Origin of the sequence: Streptomyces sp. TS71-3 (genome assembly GCF_018327685.1) — a bacterium.
Lineage (GTDB): Bacteria > Actinomycetota > Actinomycetes > Streptomycetales > Streptomycetaceae > Streptomyces.
Genome location: NZ_BNEL01000001.1, coordinates 3,619,043 through 3,635,062, shown reverse-complemented (window position 1 = coordinate 3,635,062; position 16,020 = coordinate 3,619,043). Strand labels below are relative to the sequence as shown.

The 16,020-nt window shown below is 71.7% G+C and carries 12 protein-coding genes; 11 read left to right on the top strand and 1 reads right to left on the bottom strand.

The window, feature by feature from the left end; all coding sequences use genetic code 11:
- The first annotated feature begins 100 nt into the window (after window positions 1-100).
- The 4 genes from Sm713_RS14700 to Sm713_RS14685 all read left to right on the top strand — a co-directional run bounded on the left by Sm713_RS14700 (window position 101) and on the right by Sm713_RS14685 (window position 4,552).
- Window positions 101-988 carry an SDR family NAD(P)-dependent oxidoreductase gene (locus Sm713_RS14700; protein WP_212910068.1) on the top strand — a complete coding sequence of 296 codons (888 nt, stop codon included), beginning with the start codon at window positions 101-103 and terminating at the stop codon, window positions 986-988.
- A gap of 340 nt (window positions 989-1,328) precedes the next feature.
- A complete protein-coding gene (locus Sm713_RS14695; protein WP_212910067.1) occupies window positions 1,329-3,233 on the top strand; it encodes an N-acetylmuramoyl-L-alanine amidase in 1,905 nt (634 codons plus the stop codon).
- A gap of 249 nt (window positions 3,234-3,482) precedes the next feature.
- Window positions 3,483-3,974, top strand: a complete 492-nt coding sequence (locus tag Sm713_RS14690; protein WP_212912016.1) for a nucleotidyltransferase domain-containing protein — start codon at window positions 3,483-3,485, stop codon at window positions 3,972-3,974.
- 173 nt (window positions 3,975-4,147) lie between these two features.
- A complete protein-coding gene (locus Sm713_RS14685) occupies window positions 4,148-4,552 on the top strand; it encodes a hypothetical protein (RefSeq protein ID WP_212910066.1) in 405 nt (134 codons plus the stop codon).
- An 81-nt stretch (window positions 4,553-4,633) separates the two neighbouring features.
- Here the strand turns inward: Sm713_RS14685 and Sm713_RS14680 are convergent, their stop codons facing one another.
- Window positions 4,634-5,377 carry an SGNH/GDSL hydrolase family protein gene (locus Sm713_RS14680; protein ID WP_212912015.1) on the bottom strand — a complete coding sequence of 248 codons (744 nt, stop codon included), beginning with the start codon at window positions 5,375-5,377 and terminating at the stop codon, window positions 4,634-4,636.
- Window positions 5,378-5,990: 613 nt separating this feature from the next.
- On the opposite strand from Sm713_RS14680, the gene Sm713_RS14675 reads away from it, so the two are divergent.
- From Sm713_RS14675 to nagA, 7 genes are all read left to right on the top strand, one after another.
- A complete protein-coding gene (locus Sm713_RS14675) occupies window positions 5,991-7,976 on the top strand; it encodes an FAD-dependent oxidoreductase (RefSeq protein ID WP_212912014.1) in 1,986 nt (661 codons plus the stop codon).
- A 287-nt stretch (window positions 7,977-8,263) separates the two neighbouring features.
- The gene (locus Sm713_RS14670) at window positions 8,264-9,505 is read left to right on the top strand and encodes an ROK family protein (RefSeq protein WP_212910065.1); all 1,242 of its coding nucleotides are present in this window, start codon (window positions 8,264-8,266) and stop codon (window positions 9,503-9,505) included.
- A 5-nt stretch (window positions 9,506-9,510) separates the two neighbouring features.
- Complete coding sequence (locus tag Sm713_RS14665) at window positions 9,511-10,812, top strand: extracellular solute-binding protein (RefSeq protein WP_212910064.1); 1,302 nt, start codon at window positions 9,511-9,513, stop codon at window positions 10,810-10,812.
- A gap of 18 nt (window positions 10,813-10,830) precedes the next feature.
- The gene (locus Sm713_RS14660) at window positions 10,831-11,814 is read left to right on the top strand and encodes a carbohydrate ABC transporter permease (protein ID WP_212910063.1); all 984 of its coding nucleotides are present in this window, start codon (window positions 10,831-10,833) and stop codon (window positions 11,812-11,814) included.
- On the top strand, window positions 11,811-12,653 hold the full coding sequence (locus Sm713_RS14655) for a carbohydrate ABC transporter permease (RefSeq protein ID WP_212910062.1): 843 nt from the start codon (window positions 11,811-11,813) through the stop codon (window positions 12,651-12,653). Before Sm713_RS14660 ends, Sm713_RS14655 begins: the two co-directional genes overlap by 4 nt.
- Window positions 12,654-12,802: 149 nt before the next feature.
- A complete protein-coding gene (locus Sm713_RS14650) occupies window positions 12,803-14,275 on the top strand; it encodes a glycoside hydrolase family 3 protein (protein ID WP_212910061.1) in 1,473 nt (490 codons plus the stop codon).
- Window positions 14,272-15,636: an N-acetylglucosamine-6-phosphate deacetylase gene (gene nagA / locus Sm713_RS14645; protein ID WP_212910060.1), complete on the top strand. Its 1,365-nt coding sequence runs from the start codon at window positions 14,272-14,274 to the stop codon at window positions 15,634-15,636. The genes Sm713_RS14650 and nagA overlap by 4 nt, the downstream gene beginning before the upstream one ends.
- The last annotated feature ends 384 nt before the right edge of the window (window positions 15,637-16,020 follow it).

Genomic DNA, 16,020 nt, shown 5'->3' with positions numbered 1-16,020 from the left:
AGCGCGTGAGCCGCGTGCGGCTCGCGCCCGGTCTGACCGCCTGGTCGCGCCTCTGGCGTGGGCGCAGGTACGAATCCGGTCGCGCTCCTAGCGTGGAGGCATGAACGAATCACGCATCGCCCTGGTGACCGGAGCGAACCAAGGCCTCGGCCGGGCGCTGGTGGAGGGCCTCGCCGCCCGCCTCGGCCCGTCGGACCTGGTCCTGCTCACCGGGCGCACCCCGCAGCGGGTGGAGACCGCCGCCCGGGAGGTCGCCCACGCGCGCGGCACCCGCAGCCACGTGACGGGCCGGGCCCTCGACGTGCGCGACGCGGAGGCGGTGGAGGCACTCGCCGGTGAGCTGGCCGAGCGCTACGGCTCAGTGCACACCGTGATCTCCAACGCCGTGGCGCCGCTGGCGCCGGACCGCTCGCAGGCGGAGCAGGCCGACGACTTCATCGACGTGGCCAACGGCGGTGCGCACGCGGTGCTCCGCTCGTTCGCCCCGGTGCTGCGGCCCGGCGGGCGGCTGATCGTGGTGGCCAGTTCGCTGGGCACGCTGGGCCATCTGGACGAACGGCTCCATCCGCTGTTCGACGGGGCCTCGCTGGACGAGGTGGAGGCCGCCGTCGAGGCCTGGCGCGGCGCGATCCATGCGGGCACGGCCCAGGAGGAGGGCTGGCCGGTGTGGGTGAACCCGCCGTCCAAGGTGGCGCAGGTCGCCGCGGTGCGGGCCGTCGCCGCCGAGCGCAGGGAACGCGATCTGGCCGAGGGCACGCTGATCGCCGCGGTCTGCCCGGGCATGGTGGACACCCGGACCTCTCGCCCGTGGCTCAGCGACTACCGGGAGGTACGGTCGCCCCAGGACGCCGCCGAGCCGATCCTCGACCTGGTGCTCGCCGCCGAGGCGGACCCCGAGCAGTACGGGGAGCTGATCCGTGAGGGCGCGGTCCTGCCCTGGCACGAAGGCACCCCGCCGGTCGAACAGGAGAGGATCGTCATCCCCTGACCGGGCCCGTGACGGGCGCCGGAACGCGGAGCACCGCTGGACACCGCTGGACACCGCGGCGCCACGACCGCACACACGGCCGGAAACCGACCCCCAAACCCGGACGAGGCGGACGGTCGGGACCGCTGGTCCACCATCCCCACAGGCCCTTCGCGCCACCGACACCGGCCGTCTGATATCAATTCGGCTGAGCGTACCTGTTGACGCGATGGAATCCATGGTGCGTACGCCGGGGTGGGATGGACGCTGTTGGCCTCTGACCGGGCCTGGGCCTTTGACCGGGCCGCTCCCTTGCCACGACGAGAGCGCATGACGTGCGGTTGCGGTGAAAGGGAACGTAGTGCACAGGCGGAAGAAGACCCTCCGATGGCTGTCGGTGGCCGTCGCGAGCGGTGCGGTGGCGGCGGGGGCGTTCGCGTACCTGCCCGCGCTGGCGGAGGCCACCGGCGACAACGAGCAGAAGGACGTCCAGCTCCAGTTCCAGCAGGCGGCCACGGAGTACCAGGTGCCGCTCGCGGTGCTGATGGGCGTGGCGCACGAGGAGTCGGGCTGGCTGGCGCACAAGGGCTACAGCACCGGGGGCGGCTGGGGCCTGATGAACCTCACCGACGTCACGCCGCAGATGCTGGCCACCGGTGACGCGGGCGCCGCGGGCCGCAAGGACATGGCGGCGGTCGTCGACCGCCCGCAGTCGCACACGCTCCAGAAGGCGTCGGACCTCACCGGGATCTCCGAGGACGACCTGCGGCACGACACCGGCAGCAACATCCGCGGCGGCGCCGCCCTGCTGGCCTCCTACCAGAAGCAGCTGGCGGGCAAGGTCGGCGGCAAGCCGTCCGACTGGACCGGCGCGGTCGCCAGGTACAGCCAGATGTCGGACAAGAAGGCCGCGAAGGGCTTCGCCGACGACGTCTTCCACACCATCAGGTCCGGCGGCAAGGGGAAGGTGGCGGCCGACCAGAGCGTGCACCTGTCGGCCGACCCGTCCGCGCAGCCCTCCGAGGCGCAGGTGGACCGGCTGAAGCTGAAGGACGTCTCGGCGCCCGAGGCGGAGTGCCCGGCCACGGTGAACTGCCAGTTCGTGCCGGCCGACCCCTCCAACGGCCAGGTGTCCGACCGGCCGGCGAACGGCATCAAGATCACGGAGATCGTCCTCCACACCACGGAGGAGTCGTACGCCGACACCATCACCACCTTCCAGACGCCCGGGGGCTCCTCGGCGCAGTACGTGATGCAGTCCTCCGACGGCGCCGTCACGCAGATGGTGCCGAACAAGGACGTCGCGTTCGGCGACGGCAACTACTGGAGCAACCTCCACTCGGTGCAGATCGAGCACGAGGGCTTCTCCGCGCGCGGCGCCGAGTGGTACACGGACGCCGCGTACAAGCAGACGGCCCGCCTGGTGCAGTACCTCGCCGCGCGCTACGGCGTCCCGCTGGACCGCCAGCACATCGTCGGCCACGACGACGTGCCCGCGCCGTCCGACTCGGGGCTCGCCGGCCAGCACTGGGACCCGGGCTACGCCTGGGACTGGTCGCGTTTCATGCGGCTGGTGGGCTCCCCGACCGATCTCGGGCGGCACGGCGTCGGCCCGGTCGGCTCGGCCGTGACGATCGCCCCCGGGTTCGCCGGCAACGAGCAGAGCTACACCGTCTGCCCCGAGGACGACCCCACGGGCGGCACCCCGGAGTGCACGAAGATCACGGCACCGTCCAACTCGCTGTTCGTGCGCAGCGCTCCGGCCGACGACGCGCCGCTGCTGCTCGACCCCGTCCTGCACCCGGACGCCACGGCGGGCACGGACAGGGTCAACGACTGGAGCGACACCGTCCAGGACGGCCAGCAGTTCGTGGTGGCCGGCAAGCAGGGCGACTGGACGGCGATCTGGTTCGACGGCCAGAAGGGGTGGATCCACAACCCCGGCGGCCGCAACACCCTTCCGGCGCACGGCGTGCGCATCGTGAAGGCCGCGGGCGACACCGCGGCACCGGTCTACGGCACGGCCTACCCGGACGCCGCCGAGTACCCGGCCGGGCACTCGCCGTCCACGCAGAAGCCGCTGACCGCCGCCAACTACAAGATCCCGGCGGGACAGGCGTACGTCGCCGACCAGCAGGCCGTCCCCAGCGATGACTTCTTCGCCAAGGACGGCGTGGTGGTGACCGGCGCGAAGAAGTACTACACGATCCAGTTCAACCACCGGTACGTACAGGTCGACTCGGCGGACGTCACCGCGACGCGCTGATCGCACGCACAGGACGGGCCGGGCCGATTCGGTCCGGCCCGGCCTGCTGCCCGGCCGTCTTACTGCCCGGCCGTCTTGCTGCTGGCCGTCTTGCTGCCGGCCGCCCTGCTACCCGACCCGTCCTGCTGCCCGGCAGGTCGGAGCAGCCGCCCCGCCGGTCGCGCCGGAGGGCGCCGGGCCCCGCGCCCCCACCCCTCCCCGCGCAAGGGACACGCGCCGCCCGGACCCGGCGGCTAGCCTGCTCGCGTGATGACCGCCGAGCACGTGCTGTCCGTCCTGGGCCTGCTGCACGACGCGGGAGCCGACGTCTGGATCGCCGGAGGCTGGGGCATCGACGCCCTGGTCGGCGAGCAGACGCGGGACCACCGCGACCTGGACCTCCTGCACCGCGGCGACCAGGAGCCGGCCGTGCTGGCGGCACTCGGCGGTGCCGGTTTCGCCGAGACCGCCGACTGGCGACCCGTCCGCTTCGTCCTGGCCGCACCCGACGGCCGCGAGCTGGACCTGCACCCCCTGGCCTTCGCCGCCGACGGCTCCGCGCTCCAGGCCTCCGCCGACCCCGCGCACCCGTTCTCCTATCCCGCCGGCTGCTTCGTCACCGGAACCGTGGCCGGGGTCCGGGTGCCCTGCATCTCCGCGGCCCAGCAGGTCCACTTCCACCAGGGCTACGAGCCCGCCGGGCACGACCGGCAGGACATGGCCCACCTGCGGAGGGTGTTCGGCATCGCCACGCACTTCTGACCGGCCGGGAACCGCCCAGGTCAGGGGCACCGTCAGGCAGGCCCGCGAGCAGGACTCACGCCCACGCTCTCCGAACAGATGACGACGAAGAGTAGCTTTTCCGTCTTGTCACGATTTACCGGGACGGCGGGGGGTAACTCGGGGTGCGTACGGACAGAGGATGAGGTGAGGACATGCTGCTCTTGCTGGGTATCCTGCTGGTGGCCGGGACGGCCGCCTTCGCGGGACTGCTGATCTCCTACAACACAGGCGCCGGCCCGGACTACACGGTGACCCTGCTCGGCAACCAGCCCTTCACGATCAACACACTCGGCGCGTTCATCGGCGGCATCTGCCTGACGCTGCTCTTCGGGCTCGGCCTGTCGATGCTGCTGGGCGGCTCCTCGCTGATGCGCCGCCGCAAGGGCCAGCACCGCGCCTACCGACGCGACATGCGGCAGGCCACGGCCGAGCGCGACGCGATGGCGCGGCGGCTGCCCGAGACCGGCACCCCGCACCACGAGGGCAGCACGTCCTACGCGCCGACGCAGACGCGCCGCCCGTTCTTCAACCTGCACCGCCCCCACCTGCGCCATTGACCGGGAGCCGGCGGCCGGCCGGTGTGACCGGCCGCCGGCGAGGGAACGGGTGCCGTTACCGGGCGCCCGCCACGGGTGGCGTCACCTGACGCCGGCCGGGGCGGCGGACGGGGCCGCGGACGGCAGCGGCTTGAGGCTGCCGGGCACCGAGCGCATCGCGTTGTACCAGACCGGGGCCATCTTGTCGTAGCCCGCCTTGGACGGGTGGACGCCGTCCGCGAGGTCCGCCTCCGTGAGGGCGGAGTGCATGTCGACGAGGTGGACGTGCGAGCCCTTGCTCCGGACGATGCCGGGGATGGCGGCGTTGTACGTGTTCACCATCGAGGCGTGCGGCTCGCCCTGCTCCGTGATGATCTGCGCGACGAAGAGCTCGACGCGGGGCTTGGTGGCGAGGATGTGGTCGATCAGCGCCGAGAGCCGGTCGGGCGCGTGCGCGACGTCGTGGTTCTGGTTGATGTCGTTCGTGCCGATGTGCAGCAGGACCGTGCGCGGGTCGCTGGCGTTCAGCCAGTTGACGATGTTGGCGTCGAGCTGGTCGATGCGCCAGCCCGAGTGGCCCTCGTGGTCGTGGTCGCCGAGCTGGGACGGACCGTTGGTCAGCGAGCCGACGAAGTCCACCCGGTAGCCGCCGGCGGCCAGGCGCTGCCACAGGTTGACGCGGTAGCCGCCGGGGTAGGGCGTGTAGCCGTCGGTGATGGAGTCGCCGAGCGGCATGATCCGGACACCGCCGTTGGACTCGCCGGGCTCCGCCGCGAACGCCGTCCCGGAGGGCAGCGCGAAGATCGCGGTCATCAGTGCTGCCACCAGGGCGCCGAGCATGGACATGACAGTCACACGGAAACGTCTGCGCACTTCAGCTTCCTCTCGTCGAGCCGCCGCAGGATGCAGGTACGGAGAGCGGGTGCAGATGCGGGGCGAATGCGGGTCGGAACGCAGGTACGGAATTGCGGGTGCGTCATATGACCGCGCGCGCAAAGGGCGCGGGCGTAGTGCGGATGGGCAGTGCAGGTGCGTAGTGCGCGCGTAGTGCGGGTGCGGAATGCAAGGTGCTGCGCCGTGCACCGCGGAGAAGCGGTCTCACTCGATGAAAGTTCATCCGATTGACTTACGTCAATACGCGTGACGCCAGGTAATCACCGCCCATCACAGGAGGAACACGGGTATTCCACCCAGGGGTGCGAGGGTTCGCCCGTCGAACGGGGAGACGAGCACGCCCCCCTGACAACTAAGTACTTTTCCTCCGCCACATCCGTCGCCGGCACTCGGATGTCCATTTCCGGACGCTCGACCGTCAGCCCTCGCGCTCTCGACCGTCAATTCCCCTACGGCCATTCATTCGATGGCGGGGCAACTCGGCTTATTTGTATGCCACACAGTCCTATGGTGCTAACAACTTGTTAGTGTGACGAACCCTCAGACCCCCACGGGGTCCACCAGCATGGGCAGGCGCGCCTTCTCCACGTCGGCCGCCGCCCTCACCGGCGCCGGACTGCTGACCGGCCCGGCGGCGGCCGCGGCCGCACCGCCGGCGAACGTCCCGGCGGCAGTCCCCGGGCAGCGCACGGCCGCCGCGCCGGCGCGCAGCCGGGCCGTGGCCCGCGCCATCCTTGTCATGGACGAGCACGAGAAGGTGCTCACACCCGAGTACCTCCGGGTACTCAAGGAGGGCCTGCCGCGCGCCGGCGGCGCCGCGAAGCGCGTCCTGGTGCTCGGCGCGGGCCCGTCCGGCATGCTCGCGGCGCACCTGCTGAAGCAGGCGGGCCACCACGTGACCGTCCTGGAGGCGAACGGCAACCGCGCCGGCGGCCGGATCAAGACCTTCCGCACGGGCGGCCACGAGCAGGCCGAGCAGCCGTTCGCCGACCCGCGCCAGTACGCGGAGGCGGGCGCGATGCGGCTGCCCGACAGCCACCCCCTGCTGATGGCGCTGATCAAGCAGTTCGGCATCACGAAGCAGCCGTTCGTGCTGGTCGCCGAGGACGGCCAGGGGCGCCGCACCGACCGCGCCTGGATCCAGGCCAACGGCACGCTCGTCCGCGGCGCCGACTACACCAGGAACCCGCGCCCGGTGAACCGCGCCTTCGGCGTCCCCGACAAGTACCTCGACATGCCCGCGGGCGCCATCCTCGACAGCGTCCTCGACCCGGTGCGCGACGAGGTCAGCACGGTCGGCCCCGACGGCAAGCGGAAGGACAAGCCGCCGGCCGAGGCCCTGGAGGGCTGGACCCGGATCGTCGAGAAGTTCGGCGACCACTCGATGTTCCGGTTCCTCACCGAGCACGCCGGACTCGACACCCGCACCGTCGACCTGATCGGCACCGTCAAGAACCTCACCTCCCGGCTCTCGCTCTCCTTCCTGCACAGCTTCTTCGACGCGGCGCTGATCAGCCCGGACACCACGTTCTACGAACTCGCGGGCGGCACCGCCACGTTCGCCGACGCGCTGCTGGAGCGGGTGCGGGGCGAGGTGCGCTTCGACCGGCGGGTGACCCGCATCGAGTACTGGGATCCGGACCGCCCCGGCCACGGCGACGCCACCCACGTCTCCGAGCGGGGGCCGCACGTCTGGGTCGACACCGTCTCGGAGGGCCGTGACGGGCACGTGGTCCGCGAGCAGTTCACCGGCGACCTGGCCATCGTCACGGTGCCCTTCTCGGGCCTGCGCCAGGTGCAGATCACCCCGGCCCCGTCGTACCCCAAGCGCCGCGCCCTGATCGAGTTGCACTACGACACGGCCACCAAGGTGCTGCTGGAGTTCAGCCGGCGCTGGTGGGAGTTCACCGAGGACGACTGGAAGCGGGAGCTCGCCACCATCGACCCGGGCCTGTACGACGACTACCGGCTGGGCAGGACCCCGGACGACGGGCAACTGCTGGGCGCGCACGGCTCGGTGCCGCGTGGCCACATCAGTGAGGCGCAGCGCGGGCACTACGCGGCGACGCGGTGGGTCACCCGCGACCAGCCCGAAGCGGTGCACGTCTTCGGCGGCGGCTCCGTCAGCGACAACGCCAACCGGTTCATGTACCACCCGTCGCATCCGGTGCGGGGCAGTTCCGGCGGGGTGATCCTGGCGGCGTACAGCTGGGCGGACGACGCGGTGCGCTGGGACTGTCTGGACGACGAGGCCCGCTACCCGCACGCGCTGCGCGGCCTGGAGGAGGTCTACGGCCAGCGCGTCGAGGTGTTCTACACCGGCGCCGGCAGGACCCAGAGCTGGATGCGCGACCCGTACGCGTACGGCGAGGCGTCCGTGCTCCTGCCCGGCCAGCACACGGAGGTCTTCCCCGACATCGCCACCCCCGAGGGCCCGCTGCACTTCGCGGGCGACCACACCTCCCTGAAGCCCGCCTGGATCGAGGGCGCCCTCGAATCGGGCGTCAGGGCGGCCCTGGAGGTACACGGCGCCGCCCACGGCGGCAACTGACCGCGCCTACCCGTCGCACAGTTCCCCGCGCCCCTCAGGCTGGGCTCCGCCCCGGCCCACTCAGGGGCGCGGGGCTGTGTCGATGTGCGGCTCCGCGCCCCTGGGCAGCCCCGGGGGAAGCCCCACGTACAGCGCGCCCGTGAAGCAGCCGGGGCGAAGCCCCACATGCGGGCGCGCCCCGATCGGGGCGCAGGGGTTTACCAGAACGTAACGCTCCGCGGCGGTTCAGCTCGACACAACGTGACTAATGTATGCCTCCAATAATTAGTCTCAGCGTGAGAGGAATTGTGCCAAGTAACGCGTCTTCCCCGCTCCCCCGCGCGTCCAACCGCAGCGCCGTGCTGTCCGCGCTGCTGTCCGGCGCCGAGATGGACCGCCAGCAACTGATCGCCGGCACGGGGCTCAGCCGGGCCACGGTCTTCCGGATCGTCGACGACCTGATGGCCGACGACCTCGTGCGCGAGGGCGGCCGGCGGCTGCGCGAGGGTCCCGGGCGGCAGTCCACGTCCGTCGGGTTCAACGGCCGCTCCGCACTGGTCTGCGGCATCGACCTGGGCGGCACCAACTGCCGCGTGGTGATCGCAGACGCCCTGGGGCGGGCCCTGATCAGGAGCCGGGACGCCACCCCGCGCGACACCACGGCCGAGGAGCTGGCGGCCTGGGTGGCCGGCCGGGTGGGCGACCTGGTCGCCGAGCACGGCGACGGCGTCCCCCTGCACACCGTCACCATCGGCCTGCCCGGCGTGGTGACCGGCGACGGCGGCACCGTCGTCAACTCGCACAACCTCGGCCAGATCAAGGGCACCGAGTTCATACAGACCGTCTCCCGACTGGTCGGGGTGCCCACGGTGGTCGGCAACGACTCCAACCTCGCCCTGCTCGGGGAGCTCCAGTACGGGGCGCTGCCGGACCGCGACACGGCGGTACTGCTCGCCATGGGCACCGGCCTCGGTACCGCGGTCTCCCTCGGCGGCCAGGTGCTGGTCGGCCGCACAGGACTGCTCGGCGAGTTCGGCCGGCTGCCGCTGCCGGGCCGCCCGCAGCGGCTGCGCGACCTGCTCTCCGGCGCCGACCTCGTGGCGTACGCCCGCAGCAAGGGAGTGGAGGTGCCCCGCGCACAGGCCCTCTTCCTCGAACCCGAGCGGTACCGCGAGCTGCTCGGCGAGGTGCACGACGCGCTCACCCACCTGGTGACGATCGTCGCGCTCGCCTACGAGCCCGCCACGGTCGTCCTGACCGGTGGCTTCTCCGAGTCCTTCGAGTCCGGGCAGCTCTCCGCGATCAGCGAGGAGGTGGCCGGCACCGTCGGCGTGCGCAGCGTGGTGAAGCGGTCCGACCTGGGCGACGCGGCGGGCCTGCTCGGCGCGATGGCGTCCTCGCTCGGCCGGCTCTACGACTCCCTCGGCGTCAGCGCCGACCACATGGCCGCCATCGAGGTCGACCGCGGCCTCGTCGTCGAGCGGCTCGCCGCATGCCCCACAACGAGTACGAAGCACAGAGCCCAGCAGGCAGAAAGCTCCGGAAGGTGACAAGGATGTACACACGGCGGTGGCGGTGCGCTGTCGCGGCGCTGCCGGTCATGGCGCTCGCCCTGACCGGCTGCGGCGGCAGCGGCGGCAAGAAGGCCGATTCCGACAACAAGCTGACGATCTGGATGATGACCGGCGGTCCCGGCGACAGCCCGCTCATCAAGGACGTCAACGCCGAATTCACCAAGACGTACGGCAAGAAGTACCCGGGCATGAAGCTCGACGTCCAGATCCAGCAGTGGGACGGCGTGGCCACCAAGATCACCACGGCGCTGGCCGCCGGCAACCCGCCGGACATCGTGGAGATGGGCAACACCCAGACCCCGCTGCAGACCTACTCCGGGGGGCTCGCGGACCTCACCGGCGACAAGAAGTCCTTCGAGGGTTCCAGCGGCTGGCTCTCCGGCCTGTCGGGACCGTCCACCTACGACGGCAAGCTGTACGCGGTGCCGCTCTACGGCGGCACGAAGGTGGTCATGTACAACAAGAAGATGTTCGCGGACGCGGGCATCAAGCAGCCGCCGAAGACCATCGCCGAGCTCCAGAAGGACTGCGGCACCCTGGCCAAGGCCAACAGCGGCACGCCGAACTTCTCCGGCTTCTACATGCCGGGCCAGTACTGGTTCAACGGCATGCCCTTCTCCTTCGCCAAGGGCGGCTCCGTCGCCACCCAGAACGGCGGCCAGTGGAAGGCCGAGATGAGCTCGGCGCCGATGCAGGCGGGCCTCAAGGCCTGGCGCACCTTCCAGAACACCTGCTCCACGAAGTCCTCGGTGGGCGTCAACAGCGACAGCCCCGACCAGGACCAGCTCTTCGCGGACGGCAAGGCCGCGATGGAGTACGTCAAGGCGTGGGAGCCGGCCACCGTGCTGGAGAAGAACCCGAAGCTCAAGGACGACATGGGGTTCTTCGCGCTGCCGGGTTACACCGCCGACAAGACCATGCCGGTGATCGTCTCCGGGTCCACCATCGGGATAGCCGCGAACAGCCCCGACAAGAAGGCCGCCACGGACTGGCTGCGGATCATCACCAGCAAGCACTTCCAGCAGACCATGGCGCAGAAGCTCTTCCTGCTGCCGATCTCACCCGACTTCACCCCGCCCGGCGTGCCCGAGCAGCTCACCGTCGCCTCCGAGGCCAGCAAGGTCAGCAAGCCCCTGCCCAACAGTCCAGGCGAGGCCACCTTGGAGACCGAGGAGTACAACGAGCAGTTCTACGCGAAGATCGCCGGCGGCGCCGACATCGCCTCCGCCGCCGCGGCCTACGACAAGCACGCCACCAAAGCCTTCAACTCACTCGGCAACTAGACGTTCCTGGGGCCTTGCATGGCAATGACTGACAAGCGGAGCGCGGTCCGTCCCGTGGCCCCGCGGCCCCGCCCGGGGCCGCGGGGGCGGCGGGCCGCGCCCTCCCGGCCGCGGCTGCTGCCGTGGGCCATGATCGCCCCCGCGGTGGTGGCGCTGCTGCTGGTCCAGGGCTATCCGCTGGTGCGGCTGCTGACGCTGTCCACCCAGGACTTCGGCCCCCGCTCGCTCTTCACGGGGCAGGCGGACTTCGTCGGCCTGGACAACTTCACGGAGATCTTCCAGGACACCGACTTCCAGGCGGTACTCGTCCGCACGGTGGTCTTCACGGTGCTGTGCGTGACGCTGCTGATGGTGCTCGGATTCCTGATGTCCCACCTGCTGATGGGCGTCTCGCCCTGGGCGCGCGTGATGACCACCGTCTGCCTGGTGCTGGTGTGGGCCATGCCGATGGTGGCGGCGACGCTCGTGTGGCAGTGGATGTACCAGCCGCAGTACGGGGTGGCCAACTGGCTGCTGACCAAGCTGCGGATCTTCGGCGACCTCTCCGCGTACGACTGGTTCTCGCACCCCAACCAGGCCCTCGGCCTGATCATCCTGCTGACGGTGTGGAAGGGCCTGCCGTTCGTGGCGCTGACGCTGTTCGCGGCCCGCGGCCAGATACCCGAGTCGCTGTACGAGGCGGCGCGCCTCGACGGCGCGGGCGTGCTGCAGACGTTCCGGAACATCACCGTACCGATCCTGCGGCCGGTGCTGGCGATCCTGACGGTGCTGGAGGTCATCTGGTCGATGAACTCCTTCACCCCGATCTGGGTGCTCACCCGGGGCGGCCCGGACGGCCAGACCACCACGCTCGGCGTGCTCGCCTACCTCACGGCCTTCAGCCGGAACCAGTACGGCTCCGGCGCGTCCATCGCCGTGGTGACGGTGCTGATCCTCGCGGTCTTCTCCATCTTCTACGTCCGCAGGCTCGCCGGCCAGGCGGAGCAGGGAGGTACGGCATGAGCGCGCCGATGAGCCCGGCGCGGCGGCAGCGCGCGGTCAACAACTCGATCGCCGTCCTGGTCTCGGCGGTGATGGTCTTCCCCGTGTACTGGATGTTCGCGACCGCGTTCAAGCAGCGCGGCCACATCCTCAGCGCCGTGCCGCAGTTCGTCCCCTGGCCCATCAGCCTGGAGAACTTCCAGCGGGCCCTGGCCAAGCCGCACTTCTGGGTGTTCGTGGGCAACTCCCTGACGGTGACGCTCTCCTCGGTTGTGCTGTCGCTGGTCATCTCGCTCGGCGCGGCGATCGCCATCGCACGGTTCCGCTTCCACGGCCGCCGGGCGCTGATGGCGGTGCTCGTGGTAGTGCAGATGGTGCCGATGTCAGCGATGGTCATCCCGGTGTACCTGATGCTGCGGTCCATCAACGCCCTGGACTACGTCCCCGGCCTGATCATCACCTACATGACGTTCGTGCTGCCGTTCACGGTCTGGACGCTGCGCGGCTTCGTCGAGGGCGTGCCGGTCGAGCTGGAGGAGGCGGCGCTGGTGGACGGCTGCAGCCGCTTCCAGATGTACGTCCGGGTGCTGCTGCCGCTGCTGATGCCCGGCATCGTCGCCACCTCGATCTTCGCCTTCGTCAACGCGTGGGACGACTACCTCTTCGCCTACGTGATCATGAAGTCGCAGACCAACTACACGCTGCCGGTCTGGCTGGTGTCGTTCAAGACGGCGGAGAGCGTGGACTACGGCGCCATGATCGCGGCGTCCACGATCTTCTCCCTGCCGGTACTGATCTTCTTCCTGCTGGTGCAGCGCCGCCTGGTGGGCGGCATGACCAGCGGCGCGGTCAAGGGGTGAGCACGGGGGTGCGGCGACGGTCCCGACCCCCGGCCCCGGCGCGCCCCTCCCCCCCCCTTCCTTCCCCACACGCACCTCCGTCTCGTCCCCGTTCCCCCTCCCCCCGCACCCCTGCATTCCCGTACATCCGAAAGGCAAGGACCAAGCAAATGAATGCCGAGCTGTCACGGCTGGCCCACGGTGTGCTGTTCCCCGCGCTGGGGCGGCAGACCGTGCCGAAGTGGGCGCGTGCCCGGATCGCGGAGGGGCTCGGCGGCTTCGTCCTCTTCGGCAAGGACCTCGCCTCCGCCGAGCAGGTGGGCGAGCTCACGGGCGCGCTGCACGACCTGCGCGAGCACGTGCTGCTGGCCATCGACGAGGAGGGCGGCGACGTCAACCGCCTGGAGCCGTACGGCGGCACGTCGGTCCCCGGCAACCACGCGCTCGGCCGTCTTGACCAGCCGGACCTGACCCGCCAGGCGGCCTACCAGATCGGCCTGACGCTGGTGGAGGCCGGCGTCGACTGGAACCTGGCGCCCGCCGTGGACACCGCCGTCAACCCGCTCAGCCCCAACGGCATCCGCTGCTTCGGCCCGGACCGCGCCAGGGTCGCCGCGCACGCGGCGGCCTGGGTGGAGGGCCTCCAGGCGGCGGGCGTCAGCGCCTGCGCCAAGCACTTCCCCGGGCACGGGCTGAGCTCCACCGACGCCCACCTCGGCACGCCCACCGTGGACCTGTCCCGCGAGGAGCTGGTGGAGCACTACCTCGACCCGTTCCGTGCCGCCATCGCGGCCGGCGTCGACAGCATCATGGTGTCGCACGTCCACCTCACCCAGCTCGACTCCGTGCCCGCCACCATCAGCCCGGCCGTGCTCACCGGCCTGCTCCGCGGCGAGCTGGGCTACGAGGGCGTGGTGATCACCGACGCGCTGGAGATGCACGGCATCAGCGACGTGGCGAGCCTGCCTGACGCCGCCGTGCGCGCCATCAGCGCCGGCGCGGACGCCCTGTGCCTGGGCGCCTGGGCGTTCGGCGACGACGTCGACGCCGCCGCGAAGGCGCTGGTGTGCGCCGTGGAGACCGGCGCGCTGCCCGAGCAGCGGCTGCGCGAGGCCAACGAGCGCATCGCCCGCCTCGGCACCCGGCCCAAGGCCGACACCGCCGAGCGTGACGACGCGGTGGGCGCCCGGCTCGCCCGGGACGTCGTCGAGGTGCACGGCGACCCGGTGCTGCACGGCAAGCGGACCCTCGTCGTCCGGCTCGATCCGACCCACTCGCCCGCGCAGGGCCAGGCGTCCTGGGGCGTGGAGGAGCCGCTGCGCGCGGCGGGCGTGGCGGTGGAGGGGCTGGCCGTCGCCGGCGACACGTACAACGCGCCGGGCATCGTCAAGGCGGAGATCGGCCTGTTCCTGGACGAGTTCGGGGCCGACGCGGACGTGGTGATCCAGGTCCGCAGCTCGCACCGGTTCCCCTGGCAGGAGCCCGTGCTGGCCGAACTGCTGCGACGCTACCCGCGCTGCGTCGTGGTGGACATGGGCGTGCCGGGCGCCGACTTCGGCGGCTTCCGCGGCTGGGTGCGCACCTTCGGCTCCTCGCGCGTGTGCACGCAGGCCGCGGTCGGCGTCCTGCTGGCGAAGGCGTGAGCGCGCCGTTCCCCGCGGCGGGCGGCGACCTGCTGCTCGTGAACGGCCGGCTGGTCACCCCGGGGCGGGTGACCGGCCGGGGCTGGCTGCTGGTCGCGGACGGCCTGATCGCGGCCCTCGGGGAGGGCGATCCGCCGGACGGGGCCAGGGTTGGAGACGGCGGCTCCGGCGGCTCACTCGGTTCCGGCGGTTCCGGCGCTTCCGGCGGCGGGATGCCTGGGGAGCCGCACGCCGGTTCCGGCCCCCGGGTGGTCGACCTGGACGGGCGGATGCTCGTCCCCGGGTTCGTGGACGCCCACTGCCACGGCGGGGCGGGACACTCCGTGTACACGGGCGTCAAGGACGACGTGCGGGCCGCCGCCGCGGGCCACCTGGCGCGCGGCACCACGACGATGCTCGCCTCCGTGGCCACCGTCGCGCCGGAGGCGATGACGGACGCGGTGCGCGCCATCGCCTCCGTGATCGAGGACGGCACGGCACCCGCGGTCGCCGGGATCCACCTGGAGGGGCCCTTCCTCTCCCCGGCGCGGCGCGGCGCCCAGACCCGGGGCGCGCTGCGCGCCCCGGACGAACGGGTGCTCGCGGGACTGCTGGAGGCGGCCGGCGGCCACGCCGTCTCGATGACGATCGCTCCGGAGCTGCCCGGCGCGCCGGACCTGATCCGCCGCCACGCGGACGAGCTGGTCTGGTGCCTCGGCCACACCGACGCCTCCGCCGAGGCCTTCTCCGAGGCGACGGACCTGGGCGCCCGCGCGGTCACCCACCTCTTCAACGCCATGCCGCCGCTGCACCACCGCGAGCCCGGACCGGTCGCTTCGGCGCTGCTTGAGTCCCGGCTGCGCTGCGAGCTGATCCTCGACGGCCACCACCTGGCCGTCGACACCGCCCGCCTCGCCTACCGGCTGGCGGGCCCCGAGCGGCTGCTGCTGGTGAGCGACGCGATGCCGGCCGCGGGCATGCCGGACGGCACCTACCGCTTCGCGGACCGGGAGGTCACGGTCACCGAGGGGGTGGCACGGCTCCTCGGCACGGACACGCTGGCGGGGTCCACGCTGTTCGTGGCGGAGGCGTTCCGCAGGGCGGTGCTGGACGTGGGCATCCCGGTGCCGGACGCGGTACTGATGGCGGCCACCACGCCCGCCGCCCTCCTCGGCCTCACGGACCGCGGGGCGCTGCGGCCCGGGTTGCGGGCGGATCTCGTGGCCCTGGACGAGCGGGTGCGGCCGGTGGGGGTCTGGCTGGCCGGGCGCCCCGTGGGGGGCGCGGGGGGCCGGGACGGCAACCACCACCGGCCGGTGGCCCGGCCGCGACAGGTCCAGCCTCCTTCGGACGGTGACGATCTGACGTCCCCCACTGCCTGAAGGGCGTGGGAGGTGCCCCCAGTCGTGGCTGGTCGCGCCCACGCGGCGGAGCCGGGCCCCCTTCAAGTCGGGGCTGCGCCCCGGCCCACTCAGGGGCGCGGGGCTGTATCGATATGCGGCTCCGCCGCGCGGGCGCGACCAGCCACCCACCGGTCGGTGGTCCAGTTGCGACAGATCCAGCGCCTCGGGACGGTGACGACCTGGCGGTGTCGTCGTGGCTGGTCGCGCAGTTCCCCGCGCCCCTAGGCCGGCCGGGGTCTAGCCCAACGTACGAGCCCGCCCCGCAAGGGGCGCGGGGAACTGCGCGAGAAGTCCCGCGGACGGGTGGTCCGGACAGGACAGAGACTGCCCCCTCGGGACGGTGACGACCTGACGTCCCCCACT